The 25417-nt window shown below is 44.7% G+C and carries 23 protein-coding genes; 22 read left to right on the plus strand and 1 reads right to left on the minus strand.

All coding sequences use genetic code 11. The annotated features are described in order from the left end of the window. The first annotated feature begins 399 nt into the window (after window positions 1–399). The 15 genes from AWB54_RS04265 (at window position 400) to AWB54_RS04330 (ending at window position 15831) form a co-directional block, all read left to right on the plus strand. Window positions 400–1806, plus strand: coding sequence for a sensor histidine kinase (locus AWB54_RS04265; RefSeq protein WP_061213369.1), 1407 nt, complete (start codon window positions 400–402; stop codon window positions 1804–1806). After that, on the plus strand, window positions 1766–2404 hold the full coding sequence (locus AWB54_RS04270) for an accessory gene regulator ArgB-like protein (protein ID WP_061213370.1): 639 nt from the start codon (window positions 1766–1768) through the stop codon (window positions 2402–2404). Before AWB54_RS04265 ends, AWB54_RS04270 begins: the two co-directional genes overlap by 41 nt. Before the next feature lie 16 nt (window positions 2405–2420). Further along, window positions 2421–2525, plus strand: coding sequence for a cyclic lactone autoinducer peptide (locus tag AWB54_RS16645; protein WP_368664461.1), 105 nt, complete (start codon window positions 2421–2423; stop codon window positions 2523–2525). Window positions 2526–2675: 150 nt separating this feature from the next. Next, window positions 2676–3125, plus strand: a complete 450-nt coding sequence (lspA, locus tag AWB54_RS04275) for a signal peptidase II (RefSeq protein ID WP_061213371.1) — start codon at window positions 2676–2678, stop codon at window positions 3123–3125. Beyond that, window positions 3118–4035 (plus strand): RluA family pseudouridine synthase, encoded by a 918-nt coding sequence (locus AWB54_RS04280; RefSeq protein ID WP_061213417.1) that lies wholly within the window; start codon window positions 3118–3120, stop codon window positions 4033–4035. The genes lspA and AWB54_RS04280 overlap by 8 nt, the downstream gene beginning before the upstream one ends. Before the next feature lie 141 nt (window positions 4036–4176). Continuing rightward, window positions 4177–4728: a bifunctional pyr operon transcriptional regulator/uracil phosphoribosyltransferase PyrR gene (gene pyrR, locus AWB54_RS04285; RefSeq protein WP_153014653.1), complete on the plus strand. Its 552-nt coding sequence runs from the start codon at window positions 4177–4179 to the stop codon at window positions 4726–4728. A gap of 298 nt (window positions 4729–5026) precedes the next feature. Beyond that, window positions 5027–5965, plus strand: coding sequence for an aspartate carbamoyltransferase catalytic subunit (locus AWB54_RS04290; protein ID WP_061213372.1), 939 nt, complete (start codon window positions 5027–5029; stop codon window positions 5963–5965). Beyond that, window positions 5949–7250: a dihydroorotase gene (locus tag AWB54_RS04295; RefSeq protein WP_061213373.1), complete on the plus strand. Its 1302-nt coding sequence runs from the start codon at window positions 5949–5951 to the stop codon at window positions 7248–7250. The genes AWB54_RS04290 and AWB54_RS04295 overlap by 17 nt, the downstream gene beginning before the upstream one ends. A 27-nt stretch (window positions 7251–7277) precedes the next feature. After that, complete coding sequence (locus tag AWB54_RS04300; RefSeq protein ID WP_061213374.1) at window positions 7278–8345, plus strand: carbamoyl phosphate synthase small subunit; 1068 nt, start codon at window positions 7278–7280, stop codon at window positions 8343–8345. Window positions 8346–8453: 108 nt separating this feature from the next. Next, window positions 8454–11678 (plus strand): carbamoyl-phosphate synthase large subunit, encoded by a 3225-nt coding sequence (gene carB, locus AWB54_RS04305; RefSeq protein WP_061213375.1) that lies wholly within the window; start codon window positions 8454–8456, stop codon window positions 11676–11678. A 355-nt stretch (window positions 11679–12033) separates the two neighbouring features. Further along, window positions 12034–12822 (plus strand): dihydroorotate dehydrogenase electron transfer subunit, encoded by a 789-nt coding sequence (locus tag AWB54_RS04310; protein WP_061213376.1) that lies wholly within the window; start codon window positions 12034–12036, stop codon window positions 12820–12822. Between the two features lie 340 nt (window positions 12823–13162). Then, window positions 13163–14071 (plus strand): dihydroorotate dehydrogenase, encoded by a 909-nt coding sequence (locus AWB54_RS04315; RefSeq protein ID WP_061213377.1) that lies wholly within the window; start codon window positions 13163–13165, stop codon window positions 14069–14071. 140 nt (window positions 14072–14211) lie between these two features. After that, window positions 14212–14931, plus strand: a complete 720-nt coding sequence (pyrF, locus tag AWB54_RS04320) for an orotidine-5'-phosphate decarboxylase (RefSeq protein ID WP_153014654.1) — start codon at window positions 14212–14214, stop codon at window positions 14929–14931. Between the two features lie 4 nt (window positions 14932–14935). Beyond that, window positions 14936–15511 carry an orotate phosphoribosyltransferase gene (gene pyrE / locus AWB54_RS04325; protein WP_061213379.1) on the plus strand — a complete coding sequence of 192 codons (576 nt, stop codon included), beginning with the start codon at window positions 14936–14938 and terminating at the stop codon, window positions 15509–15511. 17 nt (window positions 15512–15528) lie between these two features. Then, window positions 15529–15831 (plus strand): hypothetical protein, encoded by a 303-nt coding sequence (locus AWB54_RS04330; protein ID WP_061213380.1) that lies wholly within the window; start codon window positions 15529–15531, stop codon window positions 15829–15831. 8 nt (window positions 15832–15839) lie between these two features. Here the strand turns inward: AWB54_RS04330 and AWB54_RS04335 are convergent, their stop codons facing one another. Beyond that, a complete protein-coding gene (locus AWB54_RS04335) occupies window positions 15840–17645 on the minus strand; it encodes an Rqc2 family fibronectin-binding protein (RefSeq protein ID WP_061213381.1) in 1806 nt (601 codons plus the stop codon). A 177-nt stretch (window positions 17646–17822) separates the two neighbouring features. Here AWB54_RS04335 and AWB54_RS04340 point away from each other — a divergent pair, with 177 nt between their 5' ends. The 7 genes from AWB54_RS04340 (at window position 17823) to AWB54_RS04370 (ending at window position 25273) form a co-directional block, all read left to right on the plus strand. After that, the gene (locus tag AWB54_RS04340; protein WP_061213382.1) at window positions 17823–18251 is read left to right on the plus strand and encodes a hypothetical protein; all 429 of its coding nucleotides are present in this window, start codon (window positions 17823–17825) and stop codon (window positions 18249–18251) included. Window positions 18252–18368: 117 nt separating this feature from the next. Then, a complete protein-coding gene (dapB, locus tag AWB54_RS04345) occupies window positions 18369–19169 on the plus strand; it encodes a 4-hydroxy-tetrahydrodipicolinate reductase (RefSeq protein WP_061213383.1) in 801 nt (266 codons plus the stop codon). Between the two features lie 232 nt (window positions 19170–19401). Beyond that, window positions 19402–20316, plus strand: coding sequence for a dipicolinate synthase subunit DpsA (gene dpsA, locus AWB54_RS04350; RefSeq protein ID WP_061213384.1), 915 nt, complete (start codon window positions 19402–19404; stop codon window positions 20314–20316). Window positions 20317–20332: 16 nt separating this feature from the next. Next, window positions 20333–20929 carry a dipicolinate synthase subunit B gene (locus tag AWB54_RS04355; RefSeq protein ID WP_061213385.1) on the plus strand — a complete coding sequence of 199 codons (597 nt, stop codon included), beginning with the start codon at window positions 20333–20335 and terminating at the stop codon, window positions 20927–20929. A 110-nt stretch (window positions 20930–21039) separates the two neighbouring features. Beyond that, window positions 21040–22056 carry an aspartate-semialdehyde dehydrogenase gene (locus AWB54_RS04360; RefSeq protein ID WP_082736012.1) on the plus strand — a complete coding sequence of 339 codons (1017 nt, stop codon included), beginning with the start codon at window positions 21040–21042 and terminating at the stop codon, window positions 22054–22056. A gap of 20 nt (window positions 22057–22076) precedes the next feature. Beyond that, on the plus strand, window positions 22077–22955 hold the full coding sequence (gene dapA / locus AWB54_RS04365; RefSeq protein WP_061213386.1) for a 4-hydroxy-tetrahydrodipicolinate synthase: 879 nt from the start codon (window positions 22077–22079) through the stop codon (window positions 22953–22955). Between the two features lie 656 nt (window positions 22956–23611). Further along, entirely contained in the window at window positions 23612–25273 is a 1662-nt protein-coding gene (locus AWB54_RS04370; protein WP_061213387.1) for a ribonuclease J, read from the plus strand. Window positions 25274–25417 lie beyond the last annotated feature (144 nt).

Here is a 25417-nt window from a genome sequence, read left to right on the forward strand (position 1 = left end):
AATGAATCTATTCTGATATGGTGCTTTATAGCAAGAATATGCTGACAATTGTTTTACCAGCAAGTAGTCATGCAGGTACTGCTTTTACTAGAGTTAGCGCAGTACCTGCATGACTTTTTCAAGAAAATATTACTAGTATTACGAGCTAGAATAAAGCTCTTAATAGTTATAAATATATTTGTTGTATATTACAAGCTTCGGGCAGTACAGATGTTATTCTGTGGGTATTATATATTCTACAATATAATTGAAAATTCGGGAGCTACCCAAAAAAATACAAGAAGCAGAATGATAAATGGAGTAATCGGTTGAAAAATCAGGGAAAATAACCCATACTAGTTGCAGGAAAAACAATAAGTGTTTTAGAAGATTTATAATGAGAAAAATGAGGTGGATTTGATGCTTCCATTTCCGCTATGTCTGCAATTGGGGTTTGGGTTCGTTTCCGGTGCTTTGTCGGCTAGTTTAGGCCTGGTGCTGGTAAATATTTTTCCCCAGCCGAAAAAGATAGTGTTGACCGGTTTATGTTATATGGTAGCGCTAGCGTTGGTAAGAAGTTTGGATCTGCCTTTTGGGGTTCCCTTTACTATACTTACACTGTTTTTGGCCGTAATAATTATGCCTATTTGGAGGCTATCCCTGTTCAGGTCTGTTTTGGTAACTGTTATTGGCACTCTTATCCTGGTGCTGGCTGAATCAGTATTTTCTCCCTTGATACTTAATTTTATGAATATTAACTTTGACGACATAGTATTGCAGCCTCAACTGGCGGTTTTTATGCCTCTGCCACAAATTGTTCTATCAAGTATCATCATTTTCGTATGTTTGAAGTTTAATCTACATATTTTTGATTTCAGGGTTATGAAAGTGAGCGATTCCCTTCACTTAAATGGCAAAAGGTTTAATATAGTACTGGGATTGGTATTTTCCCTGTTATCCCTTATTATAGTGCAGATTGTTTGTAACGCAACGATATTTAATGTTCAACCAAACTATGTATTCAAGACACTGTCCAGTGCAACAATAGGTTATATTACCAATGTTGCTGTGGTATTACTTTTTATCATTATTATCTTACTAATAATACAATTTATTGAATTAACCGACAAGGAAAGCCAATTTATAATCCAGTCATCGTATTTAGATTCAATCGAGGAGTTGTACACGGCGCTAAGAGCCCAGAAACATGATTTGGCAAATGATTGGCAGGTTCTTTATGGATTGATGCAATTGGGGGATTTGAAGGAAGCTCAAAAATACCTGGAAGAATTGATGGGAAAAAGTATTTCCTCCGATAGATTTGTTGTTACTGGTGAACCGGGCCTGTCCGCTCTCTTGTATATCAAATCCGGGATAGCCCTGGCTGATGGCATCAAATTTGATGTCAGTGTCGAAGCCCTTATGGATCAAAAACATATTTCTACCTACGAACTGAACCGGGTAGTGGGGAATTTAATCAACAATGCCTTTGACGCGGTGGCAAGTCTGGAAGAGAATAAAAGATTGGTGCAGGTAAGGATTTTTGAGGATGAGGACAAGCAGGTGGTGGAGGTGGCTAATTACGGTAAGATAGATGATGAAATCAAAGAAAGGGTATTTCAAAAGGGCTTTTCTACCAAAACAGGTAAACATTCCGGTTTGGGGCTGTATATTGTAAAAGAACTGGTGGAGCAAAGAAATGGTCAGGTACGAGTAGAGAATCGGGGAGATATGGTTGTCTTTGGTATTTACCTTCCTAAGGGCCCAATAAATAAGGGGGGAGTTCATGCACTCTCTAGCCGAAAGTATCGCGAAATGGCTGGTTAGCAAATCTGAGCATCCTTTTAATCAAGAGGAAATCCGCTATGGAACTGAAGTATTCCTGGGAACTGCGGTTCAAATAGCCCTTATACTTTCTATTGCTTTTTTACTGGGATTATTTAAAGAAACCGTATTTTTGTTTTTTTCAGCAGCAGTGTATAGACGTTATTCAGGCGGGATTCATTGCGAAAAATATTATCGTTGTACTATTACCAGCTTAGCAGTATTTCTTTTTTTAGCTTATTTGCTTAATTTTATTGTTTTGAGCAGTTTTATTTGGATATTTTCTATGGCATTGCTTGTTTCAATTGGAGCAATAATTTTTCTGGTACCGGTTGATGATCCGAAAAACCCCATAGTTGACCAGGAGAAAAAAGAAAGCCTAAAACACAGGACTGCTTTGGTTCTTCTTGGTCTTTTTTTAATGGCTTTATTGGCTGCAAATATTTTGCATGACTTTAATATGGCATACGCTATACTGATAGGGGTATTATGGCAATCTTTTACGTTAACCGCTTGGGGACAAAGATCTGTTTCCACTTTGGATCAGGTTTTTGCATATATAGAAAAAATATTTATACGGAAGGAGGGTCAAAATGTTTAGCAAAATTAGTTCTTTGATGTGTACTTCATTAGCCGCCTTCTTTGCACTGATCACACTAAGCAATGCTCAAATATGCTGTCCTTTATTTCTTTACCAGCCCGAATTGCCCAAAAAAGAATAGGAAACCATACTTTGCATCTTTAAGTTGATGCTATATTCAGGGGATTAATCCCCTGAATTTTTTAGGGAGAAGAGCTTGATTATATTATATCAATTGCTTACACTGATGGTACTTTACCGCTATTGCCAATGCTAAAACTGGAGGTTTATTTTGCGATTTTGGAGTAGTTTTTTGCTGGTCGTAATACTGGATAGAATAAGCAAAGCCTGGGTTCTGGCGTCGTTTTTGCCGGGGGAAAGCCGGATAATTGTTGAAGGGGGCATTTATTTAACCTATGTACAGAATAGAGGAGCAGCTTTTGGCCTGATGCCAGGGAAGTCATGGCTGTTTTTTATTTCTGCGCTCCTGGTTATAACGGCTTTAGTGGTTTATAACTGGCGCGGTAAGGCTTCACCGCTTGAAGCACTGTCTACCGGTCTTATCGCTGGTGGTGCCCTGGGAAATCTTATTGACCGCTATTTCTATGGTTTTGTAATTGATTTTATTGACCTGGGTTGGTGGCCGGTTTTCAACCTGGCCGACAGCGCTATAGTCTGTGGGGGAGTATTACTGCTAATATTGATTTTGCTTGATGGAAAAAGAGAGGAAAGAAATGCCTAGAACTGAGATCCTGCTGGTGGACGAAGAAATGGAAGGCGAGAGACTGGATGCCTTTGTCGCAGAACAATTGGATGAACTTTCCCGCTCGCTGGTTAAAACCCTGATTGAAAATGGAGAAATTAGGGTTGATGGCAAACAGCAGAAGCCCAGTTACCGGCTTAAAGCCGGGGAAGAGATAATAGTGGAGATACCCGCTGTACGGGAGCTTAAACTTAAAGCTCAGGACATACCTCTGTCTTTTATATACCAGGATAAAGATATTGCGGTAATTGATAAGCCCAAAGGAATGGTGGTACACCCGGCCCATGGCAACTGGGAAAACACTCTGGTAAATGCCCTGCTTTTTCATTTAAAAGACCTTTCCGGTATAAATGGAGAATTGCGGCCCGGAATCGTACACCGCCTGGATAAGGATACCTCCGGGGTTATGGTGGTAGCGAAAAACGATATGGCCCACCGCCAACTGGCGGCGCAAATCAAGGATCACAGTATAAACCGGGAGTATATTACCCTGGTTCATGGAATAATAAAGGAAAATCTGGGTAGTATTGAAGCTCCCATAGGGAGGAGCAAACTGGATCGAAAAAAGATGGCAGTTATCGCCGGGGGGCGTGCAGCCGTTAGCCATTATCAGGTATTGGACAGATTGGGCAACTATACTCTATTAAAAGTAAAGCTCTTAACCGGGCGTACCCATCAAATAAGGGTTCATTTTGCCTATATCAAGCATCCGGTAGTAGGGGATCCTCTTTATGGTTCGGGAAAAAAGCAGTTAGGGCTTGATACCCAGGCCTTACACGCCCATTTGTTGGGTTTTAAACATCCGAGCAGTGGAGAGTACCGTGAATTTAGGAGCGAAGTGCCCCCTTATTTTGAATGTATACTTTCTGATTTGAGAAACAAACGTTGACAAATATTCCATAGTTTTAGTAGAATCAGTTAGGACCTTTAAGTTGGCCCCGTGAGGCTAGCAAGGAATGATGAAGAGCAGCACCTGCCTGGCCTTATGCTTGGCAGGTTTTTGTTTTAACGAGGTAAGGAGGCGTTATTATTGGTCTTAAGAGAAAAGCATGCCATCATGGATGAGATGGGTATGAAGAGAGCCCTTACCCGTATTGCCCACGAGATCATTGAGAGAAATAAAGGCGTGAAGAATGTAGCAATAATCGGCATTCGCCGGAGAGGAGGGCCTCTGGCCCAGCGCCTGGCCCTGCGCATAGAAGATATTGAAGGAATCAAGATACCGGTAGGGATTCTGGATATCACCCTCTACCGGGACGACCTTACCACCCTGGCCCAACAACCTCAGGTTCACCGAACGGAAGTAAATTTTGATATCAACGGCAAAAGGCTGGTTTTGGTGGATGATGTTCTATATACCGGCAGAACTATACGGGCCGCATTGGATGCTTTGATTGACCTGGGGCGGCCGGAATGTATTCAGCTTGCGGTATTGATAGATCGAGGGCACCGGGAGTTGCCCATAAAAGCAGATTTTATAGGTAAAAATGTACCCACTTCGCGACAAGAGAACATCGAAGTATATGTAAAAGAACTGGATGGAAAAGATGGAGCGGTGATACAAGAAATAATAGACTCGTAGGATTTACCCTTTAAACTGGTCCCGAGAGGCCGGCAAGGGAAAGGTTCCAGAGTATCGACTGAAAGCTTTCCTTGCTGCCCGGCAAGGAAAGCTTTTTTAACTTGGGAGTGAACTAATGACAGCTTCATAAAGGGGAATATTAGTATCAGGTTTATCCGATGACTAACTCGCTCTAAGACTCCCGCCTCTATAGGCGGGAGTAAGAGCGACTAAGTCTCTGGATAAGTGCGACTAAGCTTCAGATGGAGTTAAAACTCCACCTGAAGCAAGTCTTACTTCATTGAGAGGGGGCTTTAGTTTGAAGCTGGATAGAAAAGACTTGTTGGGACTGCGAGATTTGAGCCGGGAGGAAACGGAACTGATTTTGAATACGGCCATACCCATGAAAGATGTTATTGGCCGGGATATTAAGAAGGTGCCTACTTTAAGAGGCAAAGCTATGGTAACGGTGTTTTATGAGAACAGCACCCGAACCCGCACCTCTTTTGAATTGGCCGGCAAATATTTGAGCGCAGATACGGTTAACCTGTCGGTATCCACCAGCAGCGTGCAAAAGGGCGAGAGCCTGAGAGACACCATCAAGACTATTGAGGTAATGGGTTTTGATTTAATAGTAATGAGGCATGCCATGAGCGGTACCCCCCATTATGTCGCCCGCAATACCCGGATGAGGGTTATTAACGCTGGGGATGGAGCCAACGAACACCCCACCCAGGCTTTGTTGGATATGTATACCATCAAAGAAAAGAAAGGAACTCTGGAAGGCTTGAAAGTAGCTATAGTAGGGGATATTCTGCATAGCCGGGTAGCTCGTTCCAATATTTACGGTCTGAGTAAATTCGGCTGTGATATCCGGGTGGTAGGCCCGGCTACATTAATGCCCCCTGGTGTGGAAAAATTGGGGGTCAAGAGCTATTACAGCCTGGACGAAGCCATCGATGGGGTTGATGTAATAAATATTTTGCGTATTCAACGAGAGAGACAAGCGAGCGGTCTTTTTCCTTCGCTGGATGAATATGCCCAACTCTATATGCTAAGTCCCCAGACCCTGGCCCGGGCCAAGGATGATGTTCTGGTTCTTCATCCCGGTCCCATAAACCGTGGAGTGGAAATATCCAGCGAACTGGCCGACAGTACCCAGGCCCTGATCAACGAGCAGGTAACTAACGGGGTGGCGATCAGGATGGCTCTTTTGTTCCTGATGATGGGAGGTGGGCGAGATGAGATTACTTATTAAAGGGGGAAGGCTAATCGACCCCTTCAAACGCATTGATGCTGTTCAGGATCTATTGGTGGAAGACGGTAAAGTCCGGAGTCGGGGTGATCAGCTGGATGATAGCGGCTGTGAAATAATCGATGCCAGCGGGAAAATAGTCTGCCCGGGTTTTATCGACATTCATGTTCACCTTCGGGAACCCGGTTTTGAATACAAGGAAGATATAGCTTCCGGTAGCAGAGCAGCGGCTTGTGGGGGTTTTACTACGGTTTGCTGTATGCCCAATACTGAGCCGGTGATAGATAATGAAGCGGTGGTAGGTTTTGTCAAGGAAAAAGCTCGAAAGGTCGGCATAGTCAATGTTTTGCCGGTGGGAAGCATTAGTAAAAAGCAGTCTGGTGTGGAATTAAGCGAAATTGCCGAGTTGGTAACGGCCGGATGTGTGGCCATATCCGATGATGGCAAGCCCGTCATGAAGGCCAATATTATGCGTAATGCTCTGGATTACGCCAAAATGTTCGGCCTGCCGGTATTATCGCATTGCGAGGATCTTAACCTGGTAAACGGGGGATTGATGCATGAGGGCTACTACTCCACCATTTATGGGTTAAGAGGGATACCAGCTGCAGCTGAAGAGGTAATGGTAGCTCGTGATATTATTTTAGCCCGGTTGACTGGCGGGCATTTGCATATTTGCCATGCTTCCACGGCAGGTTCCATGGCCCTGATTCGCCAGGCCAAAGCTGAGGGATTGAAGGTAAGTTGTGAAGTGACTCCCCACCATTTGACCCTGAGTGATGAAATAATAGACGGCTATGATGCCGATACCAAAGTAAATCCCCCCTTACGCTCCGAGGAACACCTGCTGGCTTTGCGGGAGGCCTTGCTTGATGGCACCGTGGATTGTATTGCCACCGATCATGCTCCTCACCATTTTGAAGCCAAGGACTGTGAATACGAGTTGGCTGCCTGCGGAATATCCGGATTGGAAACGGCGATAGCAGTAATAATGGATAAGCTGGTGAGGCCTGGACTTTTGGATATTAAGGATATGGTCAAGTTGTTTACTACCGGGCCGGCCAGGGTGATGGGACTTGATAAAGGCACTTTGGGAGAAGGGAAGCCGGCAGACATAACGATTATAGACCCGGAAATGCTCAAAACCGTGGATCCCCGGACTTTCAAATCCAAAGGCAAGAATACACCTTTTAAGGGTATGGAACTCCAAGGCTGGCCCTGTATGACTCTGGTTAACGGGGTGCTGATAGCGCAGAATGGTGAAATATTACTGAAGAAACAATTCTAATGACTTGACTAAGGGAGTGATTACCGGGTGAATGGATATCTGGTTCTAGAGAATGGCCGGTATTTTCGGGGCAAACTATTGAATGATTGTCGCATGGCTGGAGGGGAAGTGGTGTTCAGCACGGCTATGATAAGCTACCAGGACATTATTACTGATCCTTCATACTATGGACAGATAGTGGTTATGACCTACCCGCTGGTAGGAAATGTAGGTTTTAATGAAAAAAGCTTCGCTTCCCGGGCAGCCATGGTTAAAGGGCTGGTTTTAAGGGAAGCTACCGATTTCCCCAGTCATTATGAGATGGAAACTGATCTTATTTCCTTTCTTAATAAGAGTGAAATTCCCGTGCTTACCGGGGTGGACACCCGGGCCTTGACCCGGGTTATTCGTCATGAGGGAAGCATGGGCGGCCTAATTATCGATAATCTCGATGATAAGGAATGGATGATGGAAAAAGCGAGACTGGCTGCGGAAGAATTGCAGGGTGACTTGGTTCGCTTTGTCAGTCGTAAAAATATTATGAAATTTGGCAATGGTACTAAAAAAATAGTTTTACTGGATTTGGGAACCAAAAAGGGGGTAATTGATTCTCTGGTACGCCGGGATTGTGAAGTGATTGCTGTTCCCGCTAATACCGGAGCTCGGGAGATATTAAGGCTTCATCCTGATGGAATACTGGTTTCCGATGGGCCGGGAGATCCCGGAGCTATTGGCTATGCGATTGATACCTGTCGTGAGCTCTTGGGAAAGGTAGCTCTTTTGGGAGTGGGTCTGGGTCATCAGATTCTAGCCCTCGCCATGGGGGCCAGTATACTGCGCCTGCCTTATGGTCACCGGGGAAGCAATCACCCGGTTAAGAACCTGGAAAACAACCGGGTATATATCACCACGCAGAATCATGGTTTCAGCCTGGAGGAATCTTCGCTTAGCGGTACCGGAATCGAAGTAACTATGAGGAGTTTGAATGACGGTAGTATTGAGGGAATCAGACATCAGGAAATGCCGGTGTTTTCACTGCAATTTGATCCGGAAGGTTACCCGGGATTCAGTGAGACTGGTTTTTTCTATGATGATTTTATCAGACAAATAGGCTAATAAGGAAAGAATGTCATTAAGGAAAGGGGACACACCTGCTGCGCAGGAATGTCATTAAGGAAAGGGGACACACCTGCTGCGCAGGAATGTCCCCATGGAGGAGATTGTATGCCGATTAAGGAAGATTTGCACAAAGTACTGGTAATTGGATCAGGGCCTATTATCATAGGGCAGGCAGCCGAATTTGACTATGCTGGCACCCAGGCCTGCCGGGCATTAAAAGAGGAAGGCATCGAAGTAGTGCTATTAAACAGCAATCCCGCTACGATAATGACTGATGCCAATATTGCCGATCATGTTTACTTCGAGCCCATAACGGTGGAAACGGTCAATAAGATTATTGCCCGGGAAAAACCGGATGGCATAATTGCCAATCTGGGCGGACAGGTAGGTTTAAATATGGCTTTGGCTCTTGATAGGGCGGGAATATTGGAGAAAACGGGAGTTCCTTTGCTGGGTATGCCGTTGGATGCCATTGCCCGGGCTGAAGATAGGGAAAAGTTCAAAGAAACTATGCAAGAAATCGGCGAACCTATCCCCGAAAGCGACATAGTACATTCAGTGGAAGAGGCCATTCGTTTCGCCGAGAAGATTGGTTACCCGGTTATTGTACGCCCGGCATATACCCTGGGAGGAACCGGGGGAGGCACGGCCTATGATAATGAAGAGCTACAGCAGATAGTGGTTAAAGGCTTGAAAAACAGCCCCATAAATCAAGCCTTGATTGAAAGAAGTGTAGCCGGCTTTAAAGAAATTGAATTTGAAGTAATGCGGGATGCCAATGACAACTGTATAACTATTTGCAGCATGGAAAATGTTGACCCCGTTGGCATACACACCGGGGACAGCATAGTGGTAGCACCAGCTCAGACCCTGAGTGATGAAGAATACCAAATGCTGCGGGCTTCTTCTCTAAAAATTATCCGCCACTTGAAAATAGTCGGGGGTTGCAATGTTCAATACGCTCTGGATCCTTTCAGCAAAAAATATTATGTTATTGAGGTTAACCCCAGGGTAAGTCGTTCCAGCGCCCTGGCCTCCAAGGCAACCGGATACCCTATTGCCAGGGTTACCACCAAATTGGCTATTGGTTATATGTTGGATGAAATACCCAACGCAGTAACCGGTAAGACCACCGCCTGTTTCGAACCGGCTATAGATTATGTGGTTCTTAAGGTACCCCGCTGGCCCTTTGACAAGTTTGTTTTCGGTGACCGCAAACTGGGGACTCAGATGAAGGCTACCGGCGAGGTTATGGCCATCGACCGCAGCTATGAAGCGGCTTTCCTAAAATCCATTCGCTCCTTGGAAATAGGCCTGAACGGCCTGCGACTGCCGGTACTGCAAGAAATGAAAGACGAAGAGCTGCGCCAGCGTTTGGAACATGCGGATGATGAAAGGACCTTTATTATTGCTGAAGCCTTGAGCCGGGGATTTTCCCTGGACGAAATCTGGGAGATTACCAGGATAGATAAATATTTCCTGAAAAAAATGAAAAACATTATAGATTTTGCCCGGGTACTGGAAGAGAAAGAACTGGATTATGAATTATTGCGAGAGGCCAAGAAGATTGGCTTTTCCGATTTTGAAATAGCTGCAATCAAGGGACAAACGGAAGAAGAGATGCGAAAACTAAGAAAAAAAGCGGGGATTCTTCCAACTTATAAACTGGTGGATACCTGTGCGGCTGAGTTTGATGCTGACACCCCTTATTTTTATTCCTGTTATGAAGAGGAGAATGAGGCCTGGCATGATCCGAACACGCGTAAAATTCTGGTTATAGGGGCGGGTCCAATCAGGATCGGACAGGGAGTGGAATTTGATTATTGCTCGGTGCACTGTGTTTGGGCTTTGCGGGATGCAGGTATAAAGGCCATCATTGTAAACAATAACCCGGAAACCGTCAGCACCGATTTTGATACCTCTGACCGCCTGTATTTCGAGCCCCTGGTTTATGAGGATGTTATGAACATCATCGACGAAGAACAACCCGAAGGGGTCATCATCCAGTTTGGCGGGCAAACCGCCATTAACCTGGCCGCTGCTTTAAGCCGGGCAGGAGTAAAGATCCTGGGTACTTCCAACGACAATATTGACCGGGCGGAAGACCGCGAGCGCTTTGATTTGATGGTGGAGAAACTGGGCATCCCCCGCCCCCCGGGGAAAACCGTGTTTTCTGTGGAAGAAGCGGTCAAAGCAGCGGAAAAGATAGGCTATCCGGTTCTCTTACGGCCTTCTTATGTACTGGGGGGGAGGGCTATGGAAATAGTTTATAATGTCGATGAACTCAGGCAATACATGCAAACGGCAGTAAATGTCAACCGGGAACACCCGGTACTGGTAGATAAATACCTGCTGGGCAAAGAAATTGAAGTGGATGCCGTTTGTGATGGTAAACAGGTTCTTATCCCAGGGATCATGCAACACATTGAGCGTGCCGGGGTTCATTCCGGGGATAGTATGGCGGTTTTTCCCGCCCATGACTTGAGCCCGGCGATTAGGGACAAGGTGGTAGATTACACGCTTAGATTAGCCCGGGAACTGGAGGTCAAAGGCTTAATAAACATTCAATTTGTGGAGTTTGAAGATGAACTCTATGTTTTGGAGGTAAATCCCCGTTCCAGCCGAACCGTGCCGTTCATCAGCAAAGTAACCGGGATTCCCCTGGTAAAGCTGGGAACCGAGATTATGTTAGGCAAGAGTCTGGAGGAACTTGCTTATAAGGGCGGTTTGCAGCCGGAACCTGATTTTTATGCCATCAAGGTTCCGGTATTTTCCTTTAGCAAGCTGGAACAAGTGGATATCACCCTGGGGCCGGAAATGAAGTCTACCGGTGAAGTTTTAGGAATAGACCGCTCCTTAAAAACCGCTATCTATAAAGGGCTTCTGGAAGCCGGTGTGGAAATCTCCCATAAAGGCACCATAGTTGCTACGATAGCTGATAAAGATAAAGATGAAGCTATTCCTATCCTGCATGAATTGAGCCAGCTGGGCTTTAAGCTGGTAGCTACAGAAGGTACGGCCATGGCCCTTAGAAATAATGGTATTGCGGTGGAAACCGTTAAGAAGATTAAAGAAGGCTCACCAAATATTGTAGACTTAATTCGACAAGGTAAGGTAGACTTTGTAGTAAATACCCTTACCCATGGTCGTATGCCTTTTACCGATGGTTTTCAGATTCGACGGGCGGCGGTAGAGTTGAATGTTCCGTGCCTAACCTCCCTGGATACCTTGAAAGTGGTCAAAGCGGTAATTACTGAGGGTGAAAAGACCGCTGCTATGGAGATCATGTCTCTGCAGGAATATGTCAAAATGACCGGAGTGCAATCATAAGCGATTATCATTTTGATTCTTTTGCCAAAAGTCATTATATTCATTGGTTTGTATAAATATACCGCTCGCAGTCTTCGCATGGGCAACACCTGCGGCTTGTCTCGCGGCTCAAGGGGTACCGCGCCAATCTCCCGTCCATGGGAGGCAACCTTATTAGTGACACCCTCAGGGTGGAACACCAGGCGTACCCGAAGGGTGAAGGGTGAAGCATCCATGCTTCGCCAACGCTCGCTTTGTATATTTATGCAACCCTTCTGCATCAAAAGGGGTTTTTGCTGTAGATACTTATAACAGGCGGGAAGCGGAAAAGAGTGGAAATCTTTCAAAGTACTAATACTTACTTGGAGGGACAGCTATGCCTTCTTTGGAGAAAGCGCGAATAATTAGCAATTCTAAACAATACCACAATCTTTATATAATGGAGATCGAGGCTCCGAAAACAGCCAAACAGTGTAAGCCGGGACAATTTCTCCACATCCGCAGCAATCCCGGACTTGATCCCCTGCTCCGCAGGCCGCTGAGTCTATATGATGTGGATAAGAAAGCAGCGAAAATTAGTCTTCTATACAAGGTAGTGGGCAAGGGTACGGCATTATTAGCGGACATGCTGCCTGGAGAAAACCTTGACATCATGGGTCCATTGGGCCGTGGTTTCTCCTTGCCGGAGTCAGCAAAAAAATGCCTCTTGGTGGGCGGGGGAGTTGGTATGGCTCCACTGCTCTACCTGGCTCGTGAACTAAGGCGGGGGGGTAATGAACTGCTGGTTCTATACGGGGTGGGAAATGAGAAAGAGCTGCTCGCCCTGGAGCGATTAGAAGCTATCGGAAGCCAGGTGCAGATAGCAACAATAGATGGCAGCCGTGGGTTAAAAGGCCCATTGATTCCGCCGCTTTTCTCCGAAATATTAAGTAATGAGCGTATTGAATTTATCTATAGCTGTGGACCGGAATCAATGATGAAGCTCTGGCAGGAATGGGCAGGGATAAATCATATAGCAGGGGAAGTCTCTTTGGAAGAATATATGGCCTGTGGTGTAGGAGCCTGTTTGGGCTGTGCCCGAAAAGCCAGGCCGGATAACGAGTTCTATGTTAAGATATGCAAGGATGGGCCAGTTTTCCGTCTGGACGAGCTGGAGTTGGAGTAGGAAATAAGCAAAAAAATTAATGACCTTTCTGCTGGTCATTAATAATTTTGATACTGCTATTAAGTTTTTGCCAACAATAAAAGTATACCCTAATCTTATTAAAGGATTATTTTCTTCCGGTTAATTTTCGGTTAAGTTTGTAATTGATTTCACTGCAAATAGTTATAAATATGCATCAGGGTGCATAAATATACCGCTCAGCACCCTTAATAGCGACCGCAGGGTATGTAGGGAACGACCCCCGTGTCGTTCCGAACCAGGCGCAACAACTCTTATGCAATAATAAAAACTTTTTTCAGTGACACCATAGCTATATGATAAGGAAAAGGGAGGTAATGCCTTGGATTTAACGGTAAATCTGGGAGGAATAAAGCTGAAAAATCCGGTAGCAGTTGCGTCGGGAACCTTTGGTTATGGTTTGGAGTACGCTGACTTTATTGAACCTGAGAAAATTGGCGCGGTAATAGTCAAAGGTACAACTCTTCATCCTCGCCCCGGGAATCCGGGCCCCAGGATTTACGAGACCCCGGCCGGTATGCTCAACGCCATCGGACTGGAGAATCCAGGTATTGAGGTTTTCTTGCGGGAATACCTGCCCCGGCTGCGGGAGCGACAAGTTACTGTTATTTCCAATATAGCCGGAAACAGCATTGAAGAATATGCTTTGATGGCTTCCCTCTTGCAAGGACAGGAGGGTATAGCAGGAATTGAGCTTAATATTTCCTGCCCCAATGTAAAGCAGGGGGGCATTCAATTTGGTACTGATCCTGAAACAGTACGACAGGTGGTAGCAGCAGTGAAAAAAGAAACTTCCCTTCCGGTAATACCCAAGCTTTCCCCCAATGTCACCGATATTGCAGCTATTGCCCTGGCCGCTGCCGAGGGCGGGGCCGATGCCTTGTCCATGATTAACACCCTGGGGGGAATGGCTATTGACATAAACAGGAGAAAGCCGGTTTTGGGCAATGTTTTTGGAGGATTGTCGGGACCGGCGATTAAACCGGTTGCCTTAAAAATGATATATCAAGTATACCGGGAGGTTGACCTTCCTATACTTGGCGGTGGAGGCATAGTGAATCATATAGATGCTCTGGAATTCTTCATGGCCGGAGCTGCAGCGGTCTCCATTGGCACCGGCAACTTTGTCAATCCCTGTCTGGCTCTTGAATTGCTTGAGGGTATGGAAAAGTATATGCAGGAGCAGGGCTTTTCCAGTATTCAAGAACTGGTCGGTATAGCTCATACGTAGCGCCCTGTCGGGCACAACTGATGCTCCCTGCGGTCGCTATTAAGGACGCTGGAGCGGAATATTTATGCAAGCAAATGCATAATTATTACTTTTTGCAGCGGAATCATACTTATATAATCAAAAATTAGGGGGGAATGGATTTGCAGGCCCAAGAGAGGATTATATTAGCCCTGGATGTTGATAGCCGGGAGCAAGCCCTGGCACTGGTTAAGGATTTGGCTCCTCATGTGGGGGCTTTTAAAGTGGGGATGCAGTTGTTCAATAGCTGTGGCCCCAAAATAGTAGAAGAGATTAATCAATTGGGGGGACGGGTATTTTTAGATCTCAAGTTTCATGATATTCCCAACACCGTAGCTGCTGCCGGCAGGGTAATAACCCGCTTGAATTGCTTCATGTTTAATGTTCATGCCGCCGGAGGCCGGGAAATGATGCGCCAGGTAGTAGAAGAGGTGGAAGATGAGGCCAAAAAACTGACGGTAGCAGCACCATTATCCCTGGCTGTAACGGTGCTTACCAGTATATCGCAGGAGCAATTGGAAGAAGAGATTGGGGTTAAAGGAAGGAAACTTAAAGACCTGGTGGTCAAGTGGGCTCTTATGGCTAAAGAATGTGGAATCTCCGGTGTTGTTTCATCACCGCAAGAAATCGAGGCCATACGGGCAGCCTGTGGCCCGGAATTTAAAATCGTCACCCCGGGTATCCGACCCGCCTGGTCGGAGAAAAATGACCAGAAACGGATTACCACGCCAGGCCAGGCCTTGCAGATGGGGGCTGATTTTATGGTCATCGGACGGCCTATTACTCAGGCAGAAAATCCGGTGGAAGCGGCTTTAAGGATTATTAGCGAATTGGAGGAATAGAAAAATGTTAAGTAAGGAAGAAGCTACCAGGATATTTATTGATTCTGGAGCCCTTATGGAGGGCCATTTTCGGCTTACCTCAGGACGGCACAGCAATCAGTATATGCAATGTGCCCAGGTTCTGCAATATCCCAAATATACCGAGCAATTGGCAGCACACATTGCGGAAAAGTTCGCTGCAGATAATATCGAAATAGTGGTAGGTCCAGCTATGGGTGGCATAATTGTGGCCTATGAGGTAGCAAGGCAATTGGGAATTCCAGCCATATTTACGGAAAGACAGGAAGGCTCCATGGTATTGCGGCGGGGTTTTGAACTGCGTCCGGGCCAGAGGGTTCTGGTAGTGGAAGATGTAGTTACCACCGGTGGTTCGGTTTGGGAAGTAATTGAGATTGTGCAGAAGGCCGGAGCCGAGCTGGCGGGAGTGGCTGTTCTGGTAGACCGCAGCAACGGTGAGGTTGACTTTAAGGTTAAACAAGAAGCGGTGCTGTCCATGGATATTAAATCCTTTGCAGCTTCTGATTGCCCGCTTTGCCGTGAAGGAAAATTGCCAGTGATAAAGCCGGGCAGCCGTGCTTGAGGAAGGAGAGACTGTTATTGCGCATTTTCTTAAATGGACAGGAGATGCATTTTGCCGAGGGTGGATACCAGTATGTGTTTTTGAGACCCTATAAGCGTTCACAACAGGAGACGATTCCGCGAGAGAGCGGAAAACTGCATATACAATTATATGACAATGGGGTGCAAATCCGCACCCTGATTACCCACGATGAAGTTAGCACCCTGGTAAATCGTGATCTGGCTATAGATACTAAGAATCAAAAGATATATATATTGGAGGAAGGAAGCAGGTATAAAAAAAACCCGGATGGTTCCGTAGAAATACTATCGCCGGAATAAACGGGCTATTAAATTTTTGGCAAGGGCTGGATTTCGCTTTCTGCTAACAAACGGCTAAGATTCTCGGAGCGAGGATTAGCTATTATTGTCCAATAATTATCATAGATTACCATACCGGGTTTGGCCCCTGAAGGTTTACGAACATTAACGCGGAAAGTATAATCTACCGGCACCTTGTCCGCCTCTTTAGCTTTGCTGAAGTAGGCGGCCAGGTCGGCAGCTTCCTCCAGGCTATGATCAGGTACATCATTGATAGAGCTGATCGTTTTGGGCAATTTGATTATCACATGAGTGCCCGGGATTTTACTGCTGTGCAGCCATAGGTCCTGGCGTTCTGCCTGTTTTAGGCTTAAAAAATCATTTTGCTGGTTGTTCCTGCCTACGAGTATTTCCAAACCATCGGAAGACAGGAAACGACGAGGTTGGCTCTTAAGCAGTTCTTTACGGGCACGCTGGGTATGCTCCTTGACATAACCCTGCTTTTCCAACTCTTCTCTTATTTCTTCCACTATTTCTGGGGTTTCGGCCTGTGCTATCAAGACAATTATTGATTCCAGGTAATCAATTTCCTCCTGGTTGGAAGCCAGGAGTTGCTTCAGGTGCTTTATAGCATTGCGGCTCTTGTTATAAATTTTGAAATATTTTTGGGCATTTTGAATGGGAGTATAACGAGGGTCCAGCGAAATTTCAACTTCCTCTCCCTGATAAAAATCTTCAATTAAAGCAGTTTTATCCCCTTTTTGAAATTTAAAAGCATAAGCAGTGAGCATTTCACCCCATTCTTTATATTTCAGCTTTTCATAGGCCTTGGCCAGGTCCCCTTCCTGGAAAAATTGTTTTTTATAAGCTTTGTCCAGGCGGATCTTAATATTTCTGCTCAGATTGACTTTCATCGATTCCAGGCGAATCATTTTCAAGCTGTCATTGTAATAACGATCGCAGGCTTCATTAATGCTGGAAAAATTGAGGGACTTATAGCCGGATTCATTTAAAGATAGTATGGGGTAGGGAGCAAACTCAAGCGGTTGCAGATTGCTGTAGATGGCAACTGGGTGCAGCTTAGCCTGCTCGATATTCTGTAATACCGTCCTGCTGTGATGAAATAGCCTGGAGAATTCAAGTTCACCGCATTGCTCAACCGGCAACAAGGGCTCAAGACCAGCAGCCCAACAGAATTCGCTGGATGAAAATGGGCTTATTCCTGAAAAAACCTGGAAAAATGAATTAGCCAGAGTATTATTACCCCCCTGTTTCCACATCAACCGGACAAAGTCTTCATAGCTAGCTTGGAGAGGGTTAAGCTTACCTTGCTGGGGTGGGCTTACATACTCTTTGCCGGGTAAAACTTCTCGGTGGGAACTCCGGTCATGACCATATTTTTTTATAGCATCAATTATCAGGTTGTTTTCCGGGTTTACCAGGATAATATTAGAATGCCGACCCATAAACTCACAAATCAAGCGCTTTATTTTCCACTCGCGAAAATCATCCAGGGCTTCAATATCGATGTGAATAATCCGTTCAAAATCTACTTGTTTAATCTCCTGTATTTTGCCGCCTTCCAGATATTTGCGCAATAACATGCAAAATGCCGGGGGTTTGGTTGGGTTAGGCTTTTTTATACTATCAATATGCAATCTAGCCCAACGCGAGTTGGCGGAAAGCATTAAGCGCAAGCTCCCGCTTTTTGCAGTTCTAACGGATAAAACCAGCTCATCCTTCTCAGGTTGAAATATTTTATCTATTCTGGCCCCATTCAATAGGGGATTTAATTCCTGGCACAGCGCCCGGATAGTAATACCGTCAAAAGGCATAGAACTACCTCCCTGTCAACAAAAGTATAGCATGGTAAAACAATTTGATACAAATCGGAATAAGGAATTTTGCGCTAAAGGAATAATTAATATTAAGTCGAATTAATAATACCAAAAGCAGTTATAGTTCAAACTATGGGTAAAGAGTAAGATTTACTTCCAGGGAGGGACTTTACAATGAATGAATTGTTAAAAACCCTCTACCAAGATATATTACAGCAAATAATGGTGTTGGAATCATACAAAAAGGAACTTAGTATCCAAATTCTTTTAACTAAAGATGGTAGTAGCAGGCGACTGGACTTAATATTGCGATTTCTAAACTATGATCTGGATAAACATGAGCTTTTAGAACATGCGGCCGTACTCGCCATTTCCAACCAGGAGAATACCATATTAGAGGATTTGCAAAAATTCTATGCCTATACTGATGGGAATGATTTAATCGAGAAAATTAGAGCTGAAATTAAATTCTTGCAAAGATTTGTTAACACCATCAAAAAGTCGATAAAGCTTCCTAATTCGAGAACCTTTTACGAACGGCGGATGGTTCAAGAAATAAGTAAATATGTGGTTGAGCAAGCCAGGCAATATAATGCCATGTGAGCTAAAGTTAAACCTGAGCAGAGAGCACTTCATCCTGGGGTACTCCGGTCAAGTTCTGCTTGATTATTGTGGTAAATTATTATATAGGATTTTTGATAGTATGCGGGAGGTTTTATTATGAAGCAAAAGGCCAGGGTAATAGTAGCGGGGGCCTTGGGGAAAATGGGGCAGGAAACACTAAAAGCCATTGCCGGGGACGAGGAACTTGAACTGGTAGCTGCGGTTGATATTAAGGCCAAAGGAGAAAAAGTGGCTGATTTAATTGGCATTGCCGGTTTGGATATAAGTTTGGAAAACGACCTTGATGAGGTTTTGGAAAACTACCAGCCCGATGTTTTGGTGGACTTTACCAACCCCCAGGCGGTTTTCAATAATGCTAGAAGCGCTTTGAAAAAAGGAGTATTTTGTGTAATTGGAACAACAGGATTAAACGAAATAGAAATCAAAGAACTGGAGAGGATGGCGGGAGAAAAACAGGTGGGGGTGGCCATTATCCCCAACTTCGCCATTGGGGCCGTATTGATGATGAAGTTTGCCAGTGAAGCAGCTAAATACTTTCCTGAGGTGGAAATAATTGAGCTGCACCATGACCAAAAAATGGATGCCCCTTCAGGTACTGCCATAAAAACCGCCGAAATGATAAATGCGAATCGACCCTTGAGACCTCCCAGGAATGTACGGGAATTTGAGAAAATTGCCGGTTGCCGCGGGGGAGACCTGGGCCAGGTAAGGATTCATAGTGTGCGTTTACCAGGTTTAATTGCCCACCAGGAAGTGATTTTTGGAGGTGCCGGCCAGGGCCTTAAAATAAGACATGATTCATTTGATAGAGCCGGCTTCATGCCAGGTGTAATAATGGTAATCAAAAAAATACTCCAGCGTAAAGAACTGGTCTATGGTATGGAAAATTTGCTCTAAGACAAGATTTTAGTAACTGGTCTTTCATGGGATTTCATTAAAAATGAGTTGTAAAAAGGCTACAGTCAACTTTTGTCGGCTGCAGCCTTTTTATTTGTTTCCTTTGATTTATCCCTTCTTACATCTCTCCAAAATAGCACTTTCGTGGTTGGAGACAAGCACCACTATTATGAAAAATACATATAATGCTATTGATTGTGGCTGCAGAATTATCCCCAAAGGAGGACGGAGGGTGAGTTCGCTGCTTTCAGGAACTAAAATTGCTGTTTTGGGCGGAGATGAGCGGGAGCTAATTCTAATATCTGAACTGCTAAAAAGAGGAGCCATTTTAAAAGTTGCCGGCTTTCCCAGTTCTAAATTATGTGATGGAGCTTCTGCGGTTAATAGCGTGGAAGATGCCTGCCGGGATGCAAAGGTCGTAGTTTTACCCCTGCCGGGAACCAGTTTGGAAGGAATTATTCGTGCTGTTTATGCTGAGGGAGAGCTTAAGCTTAGCAAAAAAGCGATAGATGTGTTAGCAGAAAATGCCCTGGTCATTATTGGTTCGGCGCGTCCATTTCTCAAGGAATGGGTAGGAAGTTATAAACTGCGTCTTCTGGAAATTGCCGAGATGGATGATATCGCCATAATGAATTCCATCCCTACCGCCGAAGGAGCTATTCAGATAGCCATGGAAGAATCAAAGATTACGATTCATGGAAGCAGGAGTTTAATTGTTGGATTTGGCCGGATTGCAATTACACTGGCACGCACACTCCGGGCTCTTGGGTCGGATGTTACAGTTGTGGCAAGAAATGAGGGACAAATGGCCAGGGCCTATGAAATGGGCTGTAAAAGAGCTGGTTATTCTGAGTTGGCCGAAGCCATAAGTCATAGTGACTTTGTTTTTAACACTGTTCCCAGCTTGGTGATAAACAGAAATGTCTTAAAAAAGGCCCGATGCGATGCCATAATCATTGACCTGGCTACCCAGCCCGGGGGGACTGATTTCGAAGCAGCCAATGAATATGGTTTTAAAGCAATATTAGCTCCCGGTCTTCCAGGTAAAGTGGCGCCGATTTCGGCTGGTAAGATTCTAGCTGAGGTGATTCCCCGTTTAATAATAAAAGAACTGGCTAAAACGGGGCAGGAACAGGTTTTGGAATAAAGAGGAGGTGGCAAAAATGCAAAAAACCCGCTTAAGGGGAGTCAAAATAGGTGTAGTTCTAACCGGTTCCCATTGTACCATTGCTGAGGTACTCCCTCAGATTAAGAATCTCAAAGAGGAAGGAGCTGACATATACCCAATATTCTCTTACACTGTTGACGAGGTGGATAACCGTTTTTATAAAGTAAATGATTTAAAAAAAGAAATAAAAGAAATTACTGATCGGCCTTTGATTAATAGTATTGTTGGGGCTGAACCAATTGGACCACAAAAACTCCTGGATATTGTGGTAGTTATGCCGGCTACCGGTAATACCATCGCCAAGCTCGCCAATGGAATCGTTGACACTCCTGCCTTGATGGCAGTAAAGGGCCAGCTAAGGAACCAGAGACCGGTGGTAATCGCTATATCCACCAATGATGCTCTGGGCATAAATGCCAGGAATATAGGAATGCTCATTAACACGAAAAACATATTCTTTGTTCCCTTCCGGCAGGATAATCCGCTGGAAAAAGTTAATTCGCTGGTTGCCTGTATGGATAAGGCTGTTGATACGGTGATCTTAGCTCTGCAAGGCAAACAAATACAGCCGGTTCTCCTTGGCCCTGCTTGATGTTTTAGCAAACTTTATTGTTGCCATTATCACAAGCGCCCCATTGTCCTTGAGAATGGAAGAAGCATTGTGCTAAAATACAAAATAACATTTAACGGGAGGCAGGATTTGTGGCAGAGGGAGTTAGACTTGCTATAGTTGGAGCAACAGGTGCTGTAGGGCAGGAAATGATGAAGATTCTGGAAGAGCGAGAGTTTAAAGTTAAGGAGCTAATTTGCCTGGCTGACCCTCGCGAAGCAGGAAACAAAGTGAGATTCAGGGATGAAGATCTTAAGGTTAAAGCAGCTAATGCTGCGGCTTTTAAACAGGCGGATATAGCTTTATTTGCGGTTAATACTGATATAAGTAAGGCTCTGGCTCCGCTGGCCCGGGAAAACAATTGCCTGGTAATTGATAATAGTTATGCTTTCAGATTGGAGGAAAATGTGCCTCTGGTAGTTCCCGAGGTAAATCCGGAAGATATTGCCAAGCATCAGGGTATTATTGCTAATCCCAACTGTTCGACCACCATTATGGTTGTAGCGTTAAACCCTATTCATAAGGCTGCTCGCTTAAAAAGGGTATTGGTGTCGACCTACCAGGCGGTTTCCGGAGCCGGAAAAGCTGGAATCGATGAGCTTGAACAGCATGTGCGGGCCTATTTGGCTGGAGATGATATAGTTCCTGAGGTTTTCCAATATCCCATAGCTTTTAACCTGATTCCGCATATTGATGATTTTTTATCGGATAATTATACCCGCGAAGAAATGAAGTTGGTTTGGGAGACCCGTAAGATCATGCACGCTCCGGATTTAAAGATTGCGGCTACGGCAGTTAGAGTTCCGGTATTTAGAAGCCATTCCGAATCCATCACGGTGGAGACGGAAATACCACTAAAGGCAGAGGAAGTTAAAACGATTTTCTCCCAGGCCCCTGGAGTAGTATTACAGGATCAACCGGAAAAACAACTATATCCTATGCCCCTTTATACTTCAAATAAGGATGAAGTCTATGTCGGCAGAATCAGACAGGATCTATCTTTAGATAATGGCATTCTCTTTTGGGTGGTTGCCGACCAGATTCGCAAAGGAGCAGCTACCAATGCCATACAAATTGCAGAAATAGTGGTTAACGATAGTCTCTATTAAATTGGAATGGTGGTGAATAAATGTCAGCTCCCCGCTTAATGACGGCTATGGTTACTCCCTACGGGGATAACTTGGAGGTAAACCTTTCCCAGGCGGCCAAGCTGGCCGAATACCTCTATGAAAATGGCAGTGAAGGTATTGTTGTTTGCGGTACAACCGGTGAATCTCCGGTCCTGAGTGCTGATGAAAAGCTGCAGCTTTTTGCGGCAGTAAAAGGAAAAATGGGGAAGAGGATTCCAATATGGGCCGGTACCGGGTCTAATTATACTGATTACTCGATCGAACTGAGCCGCAAAGCTGAAAAAACGGGAGTAGATGGAATTATGCTGGTTGCTCCCTACTACAACAAGCCCAGTCAGGAAGGCCTTTACCAGCATTTCAAGGCTATAGCCGACAGTGTTTCCTTGCCTGTAATGCTATATAATGTTCCTGGGCGTACGAGTAGTAATCTTCTTCCGGAGACGGTTAAGAGGCTGGCGGCTATCGATAATATTGTTGCTATCAAAGAAGCTAGCGGGAATATGGATCAGGTTTCTCTCTTGAAGAACCTGGTTGGTGACGATATTCTGATTTACTCCGGTGACGACTCTCTTACCCTTCCCATGCTGGCACTGGGTGCGCATGGCGTAGTCAGTATCGCTTCTCACCTGGTAGGCAAGAACATGATAGAAATGATAGATGCCTTTGCCAGCGGCGACAACAGAAAAGCAGCCGCTATTCATGCTCAACTTTTTTCACTATTCAAAGCTTTATTTGTAACTACCAATCCCGTTCCTCTCAAAGAAGCCTTAAACATGTTGGGAATAGGGGTAGGTGGCTTCAGATTGCCTTTGAGTTCCGCCACAGAGGATGAAAAGAAGCTAATAAAGGATATATTACTCCAGTATCATTTATTATAACGAGGTGAAATGTCCCCCGCTTCTTTAAGTGGCCAAAGTTCCTATTAACTCCTCATGGCCGGGGCCACAACTACCGATGAAAAGTGATTTAATAAGGGCTTGAATGGTAAGATGCAGCAGGAAATAAACTAAACCCCTCACCCCTTACCCCTCACTCCTCACTTTTCTTACAAACAAAACAGGTAGCGGACTCTAATCCTAAGCCTCGTTGCAGCGCTGTGTTGAAACTGCTTGGCAGTTTCTTCCGCTTAAATTGCAATAACTACATAGCTGGAGTTAAGACAAAGGGTAGATTACTAATCTACCCTTTTTTCTTAAAAGGCATTTTTCCGCAGGATGGATCTTGAATGCTCCCCTTATTTGAGCATTTATTGAGTTGTATCAGGCCTTGTAAAAGGTTATAATGAGTTTGAAGGATTTGGACGGTATTTTGTTTTTGCATTAAACTGGATTTCGTCTGGGAAATAGCCCTGGTTACTGTGCTTTTAAAGCTTAATTAAATATGGACGGTTTTAACAAAAGCTAATATGGTTGAGGGATATAGGTAAATCACAAGACTTTCGTTTTAAAGTAAATGAACGGTGATTATATCTTTTACATAAAAGTGCGGTTATTGCGGCTTGGATTGGAAAAGTTGAATAAAAGAGGGTGTTTTGATGTCTGAAGAGTCCCGTGTTAGAATAATTCCCCTGGGCGGATTGGGGGAAATTGGGAAGAACATGACGGCCATCAGATATCAGGATAGTATTGTTATTATTGATGCCGGGCTTATGTTCCCCGAAGAAGAACTACTGGGCATTGATATCGTAATTCCTGATATTAGTTACCTGATGGAAAACAAAGAAAAAGTTAAGGCTATATTGCTCACTCATGGTCATGAAGACCATGTGGGAGGGCTTCCTTATGTTTTGAAAGAAATAAATGTACCCGTATATGGCAGCAGGTTAACCCTGGGAATAGTTGAAGAAAAGCTTAAGGAACATAACCTGGGGAGTGTCCAACTGCAGGTTGTCCGCCCCCGTGATGTAATATCCATTAGTCCTTTTGAAGTGGAATTTATTCGAGTTAGTCATAGTATTCCTGATGCATTGGCTATAGCTTTGCATACTCCGTTAGGAATAATACTGCATACTGGAGATATCAAACTTGACCAGACGCCAGTTGACGGTGAAGTGGCGGATTTTAGAAAATTCGCCGAACTGGGTGAAAAGGGCGTACTGGTCATGCTGGGTGATAGCACTAATGCTGACAAAATGGGATTTACCATGTCAGAAAAGGTAGTGGGGAATACCTTCGATGAATTATTTGGCAAATGCGAAGGCCGTATAATTGTTACCACCTTTGCATCCAATGTTCATCGTATCCAACAGGTAATTTCCACAGCTCAAAAATACGGGCGTAAAGTAGCGGTTGTAGGGCGGAGTATGGTCAATAATGTGCGTATCTCCAGTCAACTTGGTTATATGAATATTCCTGAGGGAATCTTGATAGAGATGGAGGATATTGGAAAGTATCCCACCGGTGAAATTGTCATTGTAACCACCGGTTCACAGGGTGAACCCATGTCCGCTCTTACCCGGATAGCCACAGCGGATCATCGCTGGGTGGCTATAGAATCAGGGGATACAGTTATTATTTCCGCAACCCCTATTCCCGGAAACGAAAAATTAGTGGCCAAAACAGTTGACCTCCTCTTTCGCCAGGGGGCAGAAGTGATATATGAAAAAGGGGCAGGAGTGCATGTCTCTGGGCATGCTTCCCAGGAGGAATTAAAAATTCTGCTGAATCTTATCCGGCCCCGATATTTTATACCTGTTCATGGTGAATACCGGCATTTAATGAAGCATGCTAAATTGGCTGAAAGTCTGGGTATACCGAGATCGCGCATTTTTGTTGCGGAAAACGGCCAGATAATTGAGGTGGGTAAAAAGAAAGCTGTTATCAGTGGAAAGGTAGCAGCTGGAAAAGTGCTGGTGGATGGGTTAGGCGTAGGAGATGTGGGTAATATTGTACTTCGTGACCGGAAGCAGCTTTCTCAGGATGGTATTATGATCGTAGTTGTTACAATAAATAAAGATACTGGTGAAGTAGTAGCAGGACCCGATATTGTAAGCCGAGGTTTTGTATATGTTCGCGAATCCGAGAGCCTAATCGAGAATGCCAAAGAAAAGGTCAATGAGGCTTTGGAGATATGCTCCAAGAGGAATATCAGTGAATGGGCTGTTATTAAAGCTCAAGTTCGCGAGAAGTTAGGTAAGCACCTGTTTGAAAAAACGGGGCGCCGGCCCATGATATTGCCGATTATTGTAGAGGTATAATATATAAGCCGCAGGTGTTGCATTCATACTTCGCTAACGCTCGCTTTGTATATTTATACAGCCCTTATGCCACAAAAGGGTTTTTTACAGTGGAGTCATCATAAGGATTAAGCAAGAAAATAGGGTTTAGACGTATAAAAACGA

It is taken from the genome of Syntrophomonas wolfei subsp. methylbutyratica, assembly GCF_001570625.1.
Lineage (GTDB): Bacteria > Bacillota > Syntrophomonadia > Syntrophomonadales > Syntrophomonadaceae > Syntrophomonas > Syntrophomonas methylbutyratica.